Raw genomic sequence first — 14,386 nt, forward strand, 5'->3', positions numbered from 1 at the left:
GGATCGAAAGACGGATGAGAAAACGGCCCGTCAGCCCGGCGGGTCGACGCGTCCGGCCAGGAGCGGATCGGTGGGGGCTTTCTCGCCCAGGGTCAGGGCGGCGCGCAAGCGGCTTTCGGCATCGGCTGCGCTGGCCTCGTCACGGGCGTGGAGCCGCGCGACTACGGTCGGGCCGGAGATGGGCGTGCCGAGCCCGGCCAGGGCTTCAAAGCCCACGGCGTGGTCGATCGCCTGGGCAGGATCTGTGCGGCCGCCGCCCAGCGCTACCACTGCCATGCCGATGGCGCGGGTGTCGATCGCCACGATTTCGCCCTCGCCCGAAAGCGTCACGTCGCGCACGATGGGCGCCTTGGCGAGGTGGTGGTCCATGCGCTCGACGAAATCGGTGGGTCCGCCCAGCGCGCTCACCATGCGGGCGAAGCGCTCCAGCGCCGTGCCGTCGGCGAGGCTGCGCTCGGCCGCTTTGCGAGCCTCAGCCTCGTCGGCAAAGAGCCCGCATAGCACGAGCCCGCGCGCCGCAAGCGCCAGCGTCACCTCCAGCAACCGCGGGTCGCGATGCCGGCCGGTGAGGAAATCCACCGCATTGCGCATCTCCACCGCATTGCCGGCAGCGCTCGCGAGCGGCTCGTTCATGTCGGTCAAAAGGGCGGCGGTCGGCAATCCGGCGCCATTGGCCACCGCAACGAGGCTTTGGGCCAGTTCCACCGCCTTGTCGTGACTGGGCATGAAGGCGCCCGAGCCGGTCTTGACGTCGAGGACAAGCGCACCGAGACCGGCCGCGAGCTTTTTCGAGAGGATCGAGGCGGTGATCAGCGAGACCGACTCCACCGTGCCGGTGACGTCGCGGATGGCATACAGCGTCTTGTCGGCGGTGGCGAGATCGGCTGTCTGCCCGATCACGGCGCAGCCCACATCGCGCACCACCTGCCGGAAGAGCGCATTGTCGGGCTGGGTGCGGTAGCCGGGAATGGAATCGAACTTGTCGAGCGTGCCACCCGTATGGCCCAGTCCGCGCCCCGAAATCATCGGCACATAGGCGCCGCAGGCCGCCAGCATCGGGGCCAGCATCAGCGAGACATTGTCGCCCACCCCGCCGGTCGAGTGCTTGTCGAGCACCGGCCCCGGCAGGTCTGTCCAGTCGAGCACCGTCCCCGAATCCCGCATCGCCGCCGTCAGGGCCACACGCTCTGCCAGCGTCATATCGCGGAAATAGACCGCCATAGCGAAGGCCGCCGCCTGCGCATGGGAGACTTCGCCCCGCGTCAGCCCCCTGATGAACCCCCCGATCTGGGCTGCGTCCAACGCCTTGCCATCACGCTTGGCGACGATGATTTCCTGCGGGAGGAGGGTCATGGGCACATCACTTTGTCGATTTGGGACGTGGTATCCCCCACCCCTGTCCCCTCCCCGCAAGGGGGAGGGAGACCCGACTGGTCCATCGCAGAGGATTCAACGATGCGGCTTCGGCTCTTGCGCCTCCCTCCCCCTTGCGGGGAGGGATCGAGGGTGGGGGTATGCCCCCGCAACGAGTCTGCCAGTTTCAGATAGACGCCGTCGGCATTGCGCATGGCTTCAGCATTGGAAATCCTGAGCACGCGATAGCCACGCGCTTCGAGGTAGGCATCCCGCCGGCGATCAGCGGCCTGAGCGTCTTCACTGTCATGGCTCGACCCATCGACTTCGATGACCAGCCCGGCGTGATGGCAGGCAAAGTCCACAAAATACGGACCCAACTGCGCCTGACGGCGAAAATGGAAGCCCTCGCGGCGGAACCAGAACAGGATGCGCCACAGCGCGCGTTCCGGTTCCCCCATGCTGGCGCGCAGCGACCGTGCCCTGCCGATATCCTTTTCGAGCCTACGCCCCATAGGGAATCCAGACGTTCTTGACCTGGGTGGCGCGGGCGAGCCAGTAGTCGCCGGCAAAGCGCGCGTCATCGGCAAGATCGAAGTCGCGCCCGCGGCTCGACCAGACCTGCTTGAGATTGCCGGTCGAGGCCTTTTCCACCATCGCGCTGAGTTCAGCCGACCCGAAGGCCCAGAGCCCGTCCACCCCGTCATGCTCGGCCAAGGTCTTTGCCATCGCCCTGGCCTCGCCCGTCACGATATTGACGACGCCCGAGGGCATGTCTGAGGTTTCGAGCACCTGGTAGAGATCGGTGGCCGAAAGCGGCGCGGCTTCGGAGGGCACCAGCACCACGGTGTTGCCCATCGCCAGCGCCGGGGCGAGCAGCGCGACGCTGCCGAGCAGCGGCCAGCGCTCAGGCGCCACGATGCCCAGCACCCCGAGCGGTTCGATCATCGCGGCGGCGATGGCGCGCATCGGGGGGTTGTGCACCGCCCCGTCATATTTGTCGGCCCAGCCGGCAAAGGCGAAGAGCCGCTCGATCGAAAGGCCCACCTCACCGTCCCCGTCGCGCCCGGTCTGGGCTTTGATGCGGGCGGCAAATTCGGCGCGGCGATAATCGAGGTTTTCGGCGAGGAAATAGAGGATCTGCGCCCGGGCATGCGCCGCCATCGTGCCCCAACCTTGGGCCGCCCGCGCTGCCTCCACGGCATTGCGGATATCCTTGCGATTGCCCTCGCCCACCTCGCCCAGCACGGCGCCAGCGGGGCCGGTCACGGGGCGCGAATAGCCCGAATCGGGCCGCGCCTGCTTGCCCCCGATATAGAGCTTGGCGGTGCGGTCGAGCGGCGCGGTATCGAGCGGATTGGCAGCCCGCGCCGAAGCGACGGGCGACTTTTCACCGCGCGGCGCTTCGCCGAGCCCCTTCTCCCAGTCGGGCTTGAGATAGGCCGAAAGCCCCTCGCGCCCGCCCTCGCGGCCAAAGCCGCTCTCCTTGTAGCCACCAAAGCCGACAGCCGCGTCGAACTGGTTGGTGCCGTTGATCCACACCACGCCGGCCTTGAGCCTTGGCGCGATGTCGAGCGCGAGGTTGATGTTCTCGCTCCACACCGTGGCGGCCAGCCCGTAGCGGGTGTTGTTGGCCAGCGCCACCGCCTCTTCGGGGGTGCGGAAGCTCATCGCCACCAGCACCGGCCCGAAGATCTCCTCGGACACGAGGATGCTGGCGGGCGACACATTGGTCACGAGCGCCGGCTTCAGAAAGCATCCCGCGGCGGGGATGGCGCCATCGGGCTCGTAGACAACGGCGCCCTCGGCGACCCCCTTTTTCATCAGGTCGCGGATGCGCTCCACCTGCACGGGGGCAACCAGTGCGCCGATATCGATGGCCTTGTCGAGCGGGTCGCCGACCCTGAGGCTCGCCATGCGGCGCCTGACCTTGGCAAGGAATTTCTCCTCGATCGATTCCTGCACCAGCAGCCGCGAGCCGGCGCAGCACACCTGCCCCTGGTTAAACCAGATGGCCTCGACCAGCCCTTCGACGGCGGAATCGAGATCGGCATCCTCGAAGACGATATAGGGGCTCTTGCCCCCCAGCTCGAGGCTCAGGCCCTTGCCCGAACCGGCCGTTGCGGCGCGGATGATCTTGCCCACTTCGGTCGAGCCGGTGAAGGCGATCTTGTCGATATCGGGATGGGCAACGATGGCCGCGCCCGTCTCGCCCTCGCCGGTCACGATATTGACTACGCCCGGCGGCAGGCCGATGCGCTCGCAGATCTCGGCAAAGAGCAGCGCGGTCAGCGAAGTGAATTCGGCGGGCTTCAGCACGACCGTATTGCCCGCCGCCAGCGCTGGCGCCACCTTCCAGGCCAGCATCAGCAGCGGAAAATTCCACGGAATGATCTGCCCGCACACCCCATAGGGCACATGGCCGGGAAAGCTCCGGCCGATCAGCGGCGCCCAGCCGGCGTGATGGTAGAAATGGCGCGCCACCAGGGGGATATCGGCATCGCGGCTTTCGCGGATGGGCTTGCCATTGTCCATGGTCTCGAGCACCGAAAAGAGCCGCGCATGCTTTTGCACCGCCCGCGCGATGGCATAGAGATATTTGCCGCGCTCATGGCCCGAAAGCGCGCTCCACGGCCCGAACGCCGCCCGCGCCGCCGCAACCGCGCGATCGACATCATCGCTGTTTCCGTCGCTGATCTCGGCCAGCTTTTCGCCCGTTGCGGGGTTGGTCGTGGCAATGGTCGCCGCGGGGCTCGTCCATTGCCCATTGATGAAATGCCCGAAGGCCCGGCCATGCGCATCGAGCCAGGCATTGGCCTGCTCCGCGCTTTCGGGCGCCGGGCCATAATCGAGGGAGGCAAAGATTTCAGCGATCTTGTTCATTCAGGTTCTCCCGGAGCAGTTGGGCCGGGCTCCACCCCCACCCTGTCCCTCCCCGCAAGGGGGAGGGAACCCTCCCAATCGATCTTCGTCCCAACCACATCAAGCGCGGCTCCCGCGCCTCCCTCCCCCTTGCGGGGAGGGACCGAGGGTGGGGGTGCGGCAGGCGTCACATCTTCCGGTCCAGCCACGAGGGCGGGAACGTCACACCATCGGCATCCGATAGTCCGCGGCGTAGTGGCCCGTCAGCCCATGCTCCAGCTGCCGTTCGATGTCGGTGAGAAGCGATGAGGCGCCGAAGCGGAAGAGATGCGGCTCGAGCCAGTGCGTGCCGAGCTCCTCCTTCATCAGCGCCATGTAGTCGAGCGCCGTCTTGGCCGAGGAGATGCCGCCGGCCGGCTTGTAGCCGATCTCGATGCCCGTCTCCTCGTGGAACCAGCGGATCATGCGGATCATGGCGAGCGAAGTCGGCAGCGTGGCGTTGACCTTTTCCTTGCCGGTCGAAGTCTTGATGAAATCGGCGCCCGCCAGCATGCAGACCAGCGACGCCTTGGCCACATTGGTCTGGGTCGCGAGTTCGCCGGTGCCCAGAATGGCCTTGATATGGGCCTCGCCACAGGCGGCGCGGAAGGCCTTCATCTGGTCGTAGAGGCCCTGCCAGTCCTGCGTCAGCACCATGCCGCGCTCGATGACGATGTCGATCTCCCTGGCTCCATCCTTCACCGAGGCCTCGATTTCCCTGAGGCGGGTATCGAGCGGCGCGAGGCCATGCGGAAAGGCGGTCGATACCGCCGCCACCGGAATGCCGGTGCCGTCCAGAGCTTCGACCGCCGTCTTCACGAAGGCATGGTAGACGCAGACCGCGCCCGGCAGGATGCGCAGGTCACCCACCCCGAGCCGTTCCACGATATCCTGCCGCAAGGGATGCCGCGCCTTGGCGCAGAGCCGTTCCACGCGGCCCGGCGTATCATCGGAATTGAGCGTCGTCAGGTCGATGAGCGTGATGGCCTTCAACAGCCAGGCGAGCTGGTAATCCTTCTTGACCGTGCGGCGCGCCCCGATGCTGCCGGCGCGGCGCTCGAGCGCCGAGCGGTTGACGCGCACCTGCCCCACCCAGTCGAGATCGAGCGGAAAGCCCGGATTGCGCTTATGGCCCTGCGTGCCATCAGGCGCAGCAGCCTTCTGCACGGCATCGTCCGGGGCGGCGCCGTCTTTCGGCGCGGCCGGCTTGGGCTGGTCGACGACCCTCAGATTCATTTGGCCCTCCTCGGACGGCGGCTTGTCCCCGTCACGACTTTTGCTTTCCGCCCGAAATGCGGCGGTTTTTACGAGGCCCGGGGGGTGAGGAAATCCGGGCCGAAGGAATGGGGCAGCAGCTCCCCGAGGCTTAGGGCCAGCGGATCGCCCTCCACCCCATGCGAGATGATCACGGTTTCGGGGTCGGCGAATTCGCGGATGCGCTGCCGGCAGCCTCCGCAGGGGGTCACCGGCATGGCGCCGGGGCCCGTCACATAGATCCGCGCGATGCGCCGCGCGCCGCCGGCGATCATCGCGGCGATCGCCGAGGTCTCGGCGCAATTGCCCTGCGGATAGGCGGCGTTCTCGATATTGCAGCCGGCATAGATCTGCCCGTCATCGGCGAGGATCGCCGCGCCCACCGCAAAATTCGAATAGGGCGCATAGGCCTTCTGGCGGATCGCCTCGGCGGCGGCAAAGAGGCGGGCATCCATGTCGGTCAGCGAGGCCATGGCTCAGCGCTCCTTGGTATAGGGCACGCCGCCCGCCTTGGGGCCCACGGCCTTGCCGATGAAGCCCGCGAGCAGGATCACCGTCAGCACATAGGGCAGCGCCTGAATGGCCTGCACCGGCACCTGGCCGATCACCGGCATCGCCACGCCCTGGAGGCGGATCTGCAGGGCATCGAGGAAGCCGAACAACAGGCAGGCGAACATCGCCGGATAGGGCTTCCATTTGGCAAAGATCAGCGCGGCCAGCGCGATATAGCCCTTGCCCGCCGTCATGTTGTTGCCGAAGCCGGAGCCCTGGGCGATGGAGAAATAGGCGCCGGCCAGCCCGCAGAGCAGCCCCGTCACCACCACCGCCTTGTAGCGCATCAGGTTGACGGCGATGCCCGCCGTGTCCACCGCCTTGGGGTTCTCGCCCACGGCCCGGAGCCGCAGCCCGAAGCGGGTGCGATAGAGCACATAGGCGGTGATCGGCACGGCGAGAAAGGCCAGGTAGACGAAGATCGAATGGCCCGAGAGCACATTGGCATAAAGCGGCCCGATATAGGGAATCTGGCCGATCTCGGCAGCAAAGGGCAGCTGGATGGGCAGGAAGCGCCCGCCCTGCGGCAGAGGCGGGGTGCGCCCGCCCTGGCGGAACCAGCTCTGACCCAGAAAGGTCGTCAGCCCCACCGCCAGCATGTTGATGGCGACGCCTGCGATGATCTGGTTGCCCTTTAGGGTGATGGCGGCCACGCCCTGCACCATGGCGGTCGAGAGCGAGGCGCCCAGCCCGGCGAGCAGCCCCAGCCACATATTACCGGTCACCGCCGCCACCGCCGCCGCAAAGAAGGCGGCGAACAGCATCTTGCCTTCGAGCCCGATATCGAAGACGCCGGCCCGTTCCGAATAGAGCCCGGCAAGGCAGGCGAGCAGCAGCGGCGTGGCAAAGCGCAGCGTGGCGGCAAGGATGGAGATGATCGTCGGCCAATCCATGCTCAGCTCTCGCTTCCGGCGGTGGTGCGGGCAATGGCCTCGGCCTTGCCGCTGCCGCCCCAGCCGGCAAAGAGCCGTTCGAGGCTCGGGCGGAACAGCCCTTCCATCGCCCCGGTGAAGAGGATCACCAGCGCCTGCACCACCGAGACGACTTCCTTGTTGACGTTGGGCATCACGAACTGCATCTCCGAGCCGCCCTGGTAGAGCACCCCGAACAGCAGCGCCGCGAGCGCTATGCCCACCGGATGGTTGCGGCCCATCAGCGCCACGGCGATGCCGACAAAGCCCGCGCCGGCAACGAAATTCTCCACCAGCCGGTGGTTGAGCCCCAGCACCTGGTTGATTGCCATCATGCCCGCGAGCCCGCCCGAGATGGCCATGGTGATGACGATGAGCTTGACATTGCTCATCCCCGCATAGCGCGAGGCCAGCGGGTTCTTGCCCATGGTGCGCAGCGCAAAGCCGAACTTGGTGTGCCAGACGAGGATGTAGAAGCCGACGAGCAGCAGCAGCGCCAGCACGATGGAAAGGTTCACCGGCGAGAAGCCGAAGCCGGGCATGAACAGCCGCAATTGCGGCATCCAGGCCGTCTGGTCGAGCACCCGGGATTCGAGCCCGTTGCTGCCGGCGGGCTTGAGGAACCGGTTGAGCACATAGATCATCGCCGCCGAGGCGATGAAGTTGAACATGATGGTGGTGATGACGATGTGGCTGCCGCGCTTGGCCTGCAGCCAGCCCGGTATCGCCGCCCACATGCCCCCGAAGGCTGCAGCCCCCAGGATCGCGAGCGGCACCACGAGGAAGACGCTTGTCTGGTCGAGCGCCAGCGCCACGAGGATCGCCCCGAGCCCGGCGACATAAGCCTGCCCCTCGGCCCCGATATTGAAGAGCCCGGCATGCGCCGCGATCGCCACGGCAAGGCCGGTGAAGACGAAGTTGGTGGCATAATAGAGCGTGTAGCCCAGCCCGTCGCCGCTGCCGAAGGCCCCGTAGAAGATGGCGTAATAGGCCATCAGCGGGTTCTCCCCGATCATCAGCACCACGAGGCCCGAGATCAGGAAGGCGAGGATGAGATTGAGCAGCGGCAGTAGGACGATGTCGGCCCAGCGCGGAATGGAACTCGTGCCACCCATCAGCGTGTCTCCCCGCCCGTCGCGGCGATGCCGGCCATCATCAGGCCGAGCTCGTTCTCGGTGGCTTTGGCGGGGTCGGCCTCGCCCACTATGCGTCCATCGAACATCACGAGAATCCGGTCTGAAAGCGACCGTATTTCATCGAGTTCGACAGAAACCAACAGGATCGCCTTTCCGGCATCGCGCATGGCGATAATCTGCTTGTGGATGAACTCGATGGCCCCGATGTCCACGCCGCGCGTCGGTTGTCCGACGATCAGCACGTCGGGGTCCTGCCCGAGCTCGCGGGCCAGCACGATCTTCTGCTGGTTGCCCCCCGAGAAGTTCGCCGTCTTGAGCCGCGGGTTGGGCGGGCGGACGTCGAAGGTCTTGATCCGCTCCTCGGCATGGGCTCGCGCGGCCTTGATGTCGAGAAACGGCCCACGGCCGAATTGTTCAGTATATTCATAGCCCAGGATGGAATTTTCCCAAGCCTCGAAGCTCGTCACCAGCCCCATGCGCTGGCGATCCTCGGGCACATGGGCGAGCCCGGCAAGCCGCGCCTTGCGGCCGCCATCGTCGCCGCGGAGCGAAATCTTGTCGCCCGCCAGCCGGATCTCGCCTGAAACCGGGTCCCGCATCCCGGCGATGCATTCGAGCAGCTCGGACTGGCCATTGCCCGCCACCCCCGCGATGCCGACGATTTCCCCGGCCCTGACGGTGAGAGAAATATCCTTGACCCGCGCGACCTTACGATCGTCGTTCACGGTCAGTTTTTTCACTTCCAGCATCGGCTTGCCGGGCAGGGAGGGCTGCTTTTCCACCTGCAGCAGCACCCGCCGGCCCACCATCAGCTCGGCCAGTTCGCCGGGCGAAGTGTCGGCGGTCTTGAGCGTCCTCACCATCGCGCCCTGGCGCATGACCGAGACATTGTCGGTTATCGCCATGATTTCCCTGAGCTTATGGGTGATCAGGATCACCGTCTTGCCCTGCTCGCGCAGCGTGCGCAGCACGCGGAACAAATCGTCGGCCTCTTCCGGGGTCAGAACCCCGGTGGGCTCGTCGAGAATGAGGATATCTGCGCCACGATACAGCGCCTTCAGGATTTCCACCCGCTGCTGCTGGCCCACCGAGATCTCCTCGATGATCGCGTCGGGGTCGACATCGAGCTTGTACTCGGCCGCCAGCGCCTTGAGCGCGGCGCGCGCCTTGTGCAGCGCCGGCGCGATGCGGAACCGGCCTTCGGCGCCCAGGATGACGTTCTCGAGGACAGTAAAATTATCGACCAGCATGAAGTGCTGGTGCACCATGCCGATCCCCAGCCCCAGCGCGTGGCGGGAGTCGGTGATCTTCTGCACCAGGCCGTTGACGAGGATATCCCCGCTGTCGGCGGTGTAAAAGCCGTAGAGGATCGACATCAGCGTCGATTTGCCGGCGCCGTTCTCCCCCACGATGCCATGCACCGTGCCGCGCTCGACAACGAGGTCGATGTCGCGATTGGCATGCACCGGACCGAAATGCTTGTTGATCCCCTTGAGCTCGATGGCCGGGGGATTGGCAGCAGCGGCCCCGGAGGGCCGCTGCATCTGAGATGAGTGCTCAGCCATCGCCGTCTAGGCGGTCAGAGCGGGCACTGGCTATCGGTCTCGTAGTTGTGCACCGTGATCTCGCCGGCGATGATCTTGGCCTTGTAGTCCTCGACCTGGGCGATCATTTCGTCGGTCAGCAGCGAGCGGTTGTTGTCATCGACGGAATAACCAACGCCATTCTCGGCCAGACCGAGAACCTGCAGACCGGTTTCGAGGTCCGGCCCGTCGGTGAAGGCCGTCTCGACAGCGACGTCGACGCGCTTTTCCATCGAAGTCAGCACAAAGCCCGGCGCGATGTGGTTCTGGTTGCTGTCGACGCCGATGGCGAACTTGTTGTTGTCCTGCGCCGCCTGGATGACGCCGAGACCCGAGCCGCCGGCTGCGGCGAACACGACTTCCGCACCGCGATCATAGGCCGCCTTGGCGAGTTCGCCGGCCACGGTGGGGTTGTTCCAGGCATCCGGAGTGGTGCCGGTATAGTTCTCGTAGACTTCGGCATCGGCGCGCACGGCTTTAACGCCCTGGGCATAGCCGCAATAGAACTTGTGGATCAGCGGAACATCCATGCCGCCCACAAAGCCATACTTGCCGGTTTCGGACTTGAGGGCCGCGAGCGCGCCAACAAGGAACGAGCCGGTATGCTCGTCGAACACCACCGAGCGCACATTGGGCTTTTCGACGACGGAATCGATCACGACGAACTTCACGTCCGGATATTCGTCGGCCAGGACCGGCAGCACCGAGCCCCAGTTGAAGCTCATCACCACGATCGGGTTGGCGCCCTGGGAGACCATGCGGCGCAGCGCCTGCTCACGCTGGGCGCCATCGGTGATCTCGAAATCGAGATAATTGCCACCGGTCGCGGCCTTCCAGCGCTCAGCGCCGTTATAGGCGGCCTCGTTGAAGGATTTGTCGAACTTGCCGCCCAGATCATAGATCAGACCCGGATCGGCCAGCGCCGTTCCCGTCATCAGCAGGCCCAGCGCGGCCCCGGCGGACAGGCGGGAAAGAATTGAGAAATTCATCGAGCAGTCTCCCTGTTTCGCGAGGGGCCAGCGCGTAATGGCCGCCTCCGGGTCACGGAGGCCTCGGACCCTGCGTTAGCCCTCGATACAATCGTGCAAATGTCCGCCCCGCAAGAGGGAATTGGCGTTAACTTTGAACGTCTGGTCAAAATTTCCGGAAGCCGTCGAGATGGGTGACCGGTCCTGCGGCCGCCTCGGCGTCGGCCATGTCGTGCGTCACCAGCAGCGTAGGCAGCCCACGCTCGGCGGCAAGGCCGAAGGTGAAGGCGCGGATATCGGCCCTGCGCGCCGGGTCGAGCCGGGAAAACGGCTCGTCGAGGAGTAGTGCCCGGGGCCCGGCAGCAACCGCCCGCAACAGCGCGACCCGAGCCCTTTCGCCACCCGAAAGCGTCGCCGGGTCGCGTCTCGAAAAGCCCGGGAGCCCGGCACGATCGAGCAGCGCTTCGACGCGGGCGTGCCGGTCTTTCCTGCCCCCGCCGGGCGCCATGCCGAAGGCGATGTTGCCGCCCACCGAAAGATGGGGAAACAGCAGCGCATCCTGGAAGACGAGGCCAAGCCGCCGCGTCTCGGCCCGCTCGCCCATGAGATCGAGATCGCCCACCATCACCCGCCCGGTTGTGGCAAGGGGAGGCTGGAGAAACCCGGCCATGGCCAGCAGCAGGGAGGATTTGCCGACCCCGGAAGGTCCCATCAGGGTCAGCACCTCGCCGGGCGCGATGCGGGCATCAAGCCCGACAAGCGGGGCGCCCGAAAGCGTGACCACAAGCCCCTCGATGCGCAGGCCACTGCCCGTACCGTTCATGCTTCCCCTCCCCCGAGAAGCCCACGACGGTTGCGAAAAAGAGCGGCGGGGCCGAGAAGCGCGAGGCCAAGAAGCAGCGCGGGCAGCAGAGTCTGGGCCAGTGCATAGATGCCGATGAGGCGACGGTCGCCGCCCGATGCCAGCGCCACGGCCTCGGTTGTGAGCGTAGCGACCCGTCCGCCTCCGATCAGCAGGGTGGGCAGATATTGGCTGAGCGAAATGGCGCAGCCCAGTGCGAAGGCAAAGGCAAGGGGCACGGCCAGCATCGGCAGGCGCACGCGCCAGAACGCGGCAGCCGGGCTCTTGCCGAGTGCAAGCGCCACCTGCTCATGGCGCGGATCGAGCCGCTGCCACGGTCCGGCCAGCGCAAAGACCATGTAGGGCAGCACGAAGATCACATGCACGGCGATGACCGAGATGAGCGTCCCGTCCCAGCCGAGCCGCAGCATCAGCACAGCCAGCCCGCCCAGAAAGGCGATCTGCGGCACGATGAGACCGGGGATGAGGATCAGCATGCGCAGGCGCGCCGCGCGCGGGCGAGCCAGCAGCAGGATCGCGAGGATCAGCGACACAGCGGCACTGCCCAGCGCCAGCCACAGGCTGGTGGCGCCGAGCCCGGCCAACCGGCCGGCCTGCTCGGCCCAGCGATCGAGCGTCAGGCCCTGCGGAAGCGGATCGGGAAAGCGCCAGGGTCCGGCGACCGACCACAATCCGAGCACCACCAGACCGCCGAGCAAGCCTACGGTGACAAGGCCGGCCAGCCCCAGCCCCGCACCCCTGACGAGCCGGTCAGGCGGCCCCCGCCATCCCCTCGACAGGAGCGTTCGCCCGAAAGCGGCGACGATCACTTCGCCGATGCGCCAGAGGAGAAGGCTTGCAAGCGTGACCAGCAGATGCAGCAAAGCGCCAGCCGCCCCGATGCCCTGACGCGAGAGGTCCGGATCGGTGAGCCAGCCCAGAACGCGCGGCGCGAGCGGCGCCGGGGTGCCGGGGCCCAGGATGATCGCCAGATCCACGACCGAGCCCGAAAAGGCGACCACCGCATAGACCGGCAGGCGGATGCGGCGATAGATGCCGGGAAAGACCGCGGCAAGGAAGGCCCAGCCCGGCCTATGACCGAGCGCGATGGCGGCCTGCATCATGCGCTCCGGATTGGCCTGCGGCAGGATGGCGATGGCCATCAGCAGGAGAAAGGGCACTTCTTTCAGCACGAGGCCGGCAAGGAGGCTCAGCCCGGCCGGATCGTTGAGGATGAGCCAGTCTGGCGGGCGCTCGAAACTGCCTGTCAGGCGGATGAGAAACCCCGATGGCGCGATGAGGAAGGCGAGCGCGAACCCCGCGGCGGCGTGGGGAATGGCCATGGCCGGCGCCATAAGGCCAGCAATCCACCGCAAGCTTCGGCCCTGCGGGGCCGCAGCCATGATGGTGGCCACGATGGCAAGCGAGAGCGCAGCAGCAGCCGGCCCGGTCCACAACGAGACCCAGATCGACAAGCCCAGCCCCGGTTCGGCAGCAAGCCGGTCAAAGCCGCCAGGTCCTCCTCCCGCCGCCTCGGTCGTGGCTGAAACAAGCGTCCAGCCCAGTCCGGCGAGCCCTGCAAGGGCTGGCCAGGCCAGCGCCAGCGCGGCAAGAACGGGCACGAGCCTCAGCCGCCGGCCGCGTAGCGCCGCTGCCACTCCTGCTCGAGCGCCTCGGTCCAGGAGGGGTGTGGCTCGGGCAGCACTTCGCCACGCTCGAGGATAGGCAGGGTCGCCGGCCCGAAGCTGAGGCTGTCGAACAGCGCCTGCCCTTCGCTGTTGAGGCTCTGATAGTCGAGCACGGTCGGGTCGCCCCACACCGCCTCGTCGGCCTTGCGGGCCTGCGCCTCCGGAGAGAGCAGGAAATCGGCAACCACCATCGCCGCCTCGGCCGCATTGGCGTTGAAGGGAATGGCGAGGAAATGCGCGTTGCCCAGGCTGCCGTAATCGAGCACGAAGCTGCGCACCGTCCCCGGAAGGTCGCCGCTGGCGATGGCCGCCGAGGCCTCGGCGGGGTTGAAGCTCATGGCGATGTCGATCTCGCCATCACTCAAAAGCGTGCGCAGGTGCGTCGTGTCCGTGGCAAAGACCCGCCCGGATCGCCAGAGATCGGGCCGGACACGGTCGAGCCAGGCCCAGAGCGGGGCGGATACAGCCGCGAAATCGGCATCGCCGACCGGCTTTGAGAGTATCGCGGGGTCGGCCACGAGGCCCAGCAGCACCTGCTTGAGGAATGTCGTGCCGATGAAATTGGGTGGGGCGGCATAGGTGAAGCGACCCGGATTGGCCGCGATCCAGCTGGCCAGCGCCTCGAGGCTTCGGGGCGGTTCGGCGAGTGTGGCGCTGTCATGATAGAGCGTGAACTGCGCCAGCCCCCACGGGCTTTCCTGCCCCTCTACGAGCACGGTGAAATCGAACAGCAGGATGGGTCGGGCCTCGGCATCGGTAAAGGCCCGATTGGGCAGCGTCTCGGCCCAGGCATCGGCCCGCAACAGGCCATCACGCTTCATGGCGGCAAAATTCTCGCCATTGATCCAGATGAGGTCGACGGCGCCGCCAACCGTCCGGCCCGCGGCCTTTTCGGCCTGGATGCGCGCCACCGAATCGGCGGCATCGGAGATACGCACATGCTCGAGGCGAATGCCGAACCGGTTGAACACCTGCTCGCCAGCCCATTCGAGATAGGCATTGATCTCGGGGGCGCCGCCCCAGGCATGCAGATAGACGGTCTGCCCGCGCGCCTTGGCCAGCATCGCTTCCCATTCGGCGCCCCTGTGGTCACTGGCCAGCACCGGCGCAAGGGTCGCCACGAGCAGGCAAAGCGCCGCCAGCACAGATCTCATCATCGCTCTCCGATTGCCCACGCGGCAGAGTGGCGGCGCCGCTCG

General features: G+C 66.6%; 12 protein-coding genes. All 12 read right to left on the minus strand.

What is annotated here, in order from left to right; all coding sequences use genetic code 11:
- Window positions 1–30: 30 nt before the first annotated feature.
- On the minus strand, window positions 31–1,353 hold the full coding sequence (deoA, locus tag BT183_RS09570) for a thymidine phosphorylase (RefSeq protein WP_072342074.1): 1,323 nt from the start codon (window positions 1,351–1,353) through the stop codon (window positions 31–33).
- Window positions 1,350–1,868, minus strand: coding sequence for an endonuclease domain-containing protein (locus BT183_RS09575; protein ID WP_072342077.1), 519 nt, complete (start codon window positions 1,866–1,868; stop codon window positions 1,350–1,352). The genes deoA and BT183_RS09575 overlap by 4 nt, the downstream gene beginning before the upstream one ends.
- On the minus strand, window positions 1,858–4,236 hold the full coding sequence (locus BT183_RS09580; protein ID WP_072342080.1) for an aldehyde dehydrogenase family protein: 2,379 nt from the start codon (window positions 4,234–4,236) through the stop codon (window positions 1,858–1,860). The genes BT183_RS09575 and BT183_RS09580 overlap by 11 nt, the downstream gene beginning before the upstream one ends.
- Before the next feature lie 201 nt (window positions 4,237–4,437).
- Window positions 4,438–5,490, minus strand: coding sequence for a deoxyribose-phosphate aldolase (deoC, locus tag BT183_RS09585; protein WP_072342083.1), 1,053 nt, complete (start codon window positions 5,488–5,490; stop codon window positions 4,438–4,440).
- 68 nt (window positions 5,491–5,558) lie between these two features.
- Window positions 5,559–5,981 (minus strand): cytidine deaminase, encoded by a 423-nt coding sequence (locus BT183_RS09590; protein WP_072342086.1) that lies wholly within the window; start codon window positions 5,979–5,981, stop codon window positions 5,559–5,561.
- A gap of 3 nt (window positions 5,982–5,984) precedes the next feature.
- Window positions 5,985–6,953: an ABC transporter permease gene (locus BT183_RS09595; RefSeq protein WP_072342089.1), complete on the minus strand. Its 969-nt coding sequence runs from the start codon at window positions 6,951–6,953 to the stop codon at window positions 5,985–5,987.
- Window positions 6,954–6,955: 2 nt separating this feature from the next.
- Window positions 6,956–8,086, minus strand: a complete 1,131-nt coding sequence (locus BT183_RS09600) for an ABC transporter permease (protein ID WP_072342092.1) — start codon at window positions 8,084–8,086, stop codon at window positions 6,956–6,958.
- Window positions 8,086–9,651: an ABC transporter ATP-binding protein gene (locus tag BT183_RS09605; protein WP_072342095.1), complete on the minus strand. Its 1,566-nt coding sequence runs from the start codon at window positions 9,649–9,651 to the stop codon at window positions 8,086–8,088. The genes BT183_RS09600 and BT183_RS09605 overlap by 1 nt, the downstream gene beginning before the upstream one ends.
- A gap of 35 nt (window positions 9,652–9,686) precedes the next feature.
- Entirely contained in the window at window positions 9,687–10,679 is a 993-nt protein-coding gene (locus BT183_RS09610; RefSeq protein WP_072342098.1) for a BMP family lipoprotein, read from the minus strand.
- 145 nt (window positions 10,680–10,824) lie between these two features.
- Window positions 10,825–11,481: an ATP-binding cassette domain-containing protein gene (locus BT183_RS09615; protein ID WP_072342101.1), complete on the minus strand. Its 657-nt coding sequence runs from the start codon at window positions 11,479–11,481 to the stop codon at window positions 10,825–10,827.
- Window positions 11,478–13,157 carry an ABC transporter permease gene (locus tag BT183_RS09620; RefSeq protein ID WP_072342104.1) on the minus strand — a complete coding sequence of 560 codons (1,680 nt, stop codon included), beginning with the start codon at window positions 13,155–13,157 and terminating at the stop codon, window positions 11,478–11,480. The genes BT183_RS09615 and BT183_RS09620 overlap by 4 nt, the downstream gene beginning before the upstream one ends.
- Window positions 13,127–14,341 carry an ABC transporter substrate-binding protein gene (locus BT183_RS09625; protein ID WP_342078693.1) on the minus strand — a complete coding sequence of 405 codons (1,215 nt, stop codon included), beginning with the start codon at window positions 14,339–14,341 and terminating at the stop codon, window positions 13,127–13,129. Before BT183_RS09625 ends, BT183_RS09620 begins: the two co-directional genes overlap by 31 nt.
- Window positions 14,342–14,386: the final 45 nt, after the last annotated feature.

The organism is Devosia enhydra, assembly GCF_900119845.1.
Taxonomy (GTDB): Bacteria; Pseudomonadota; Alphaproteobacteria; order Rhizobiales; family Devosiaceae; genus FPKU01.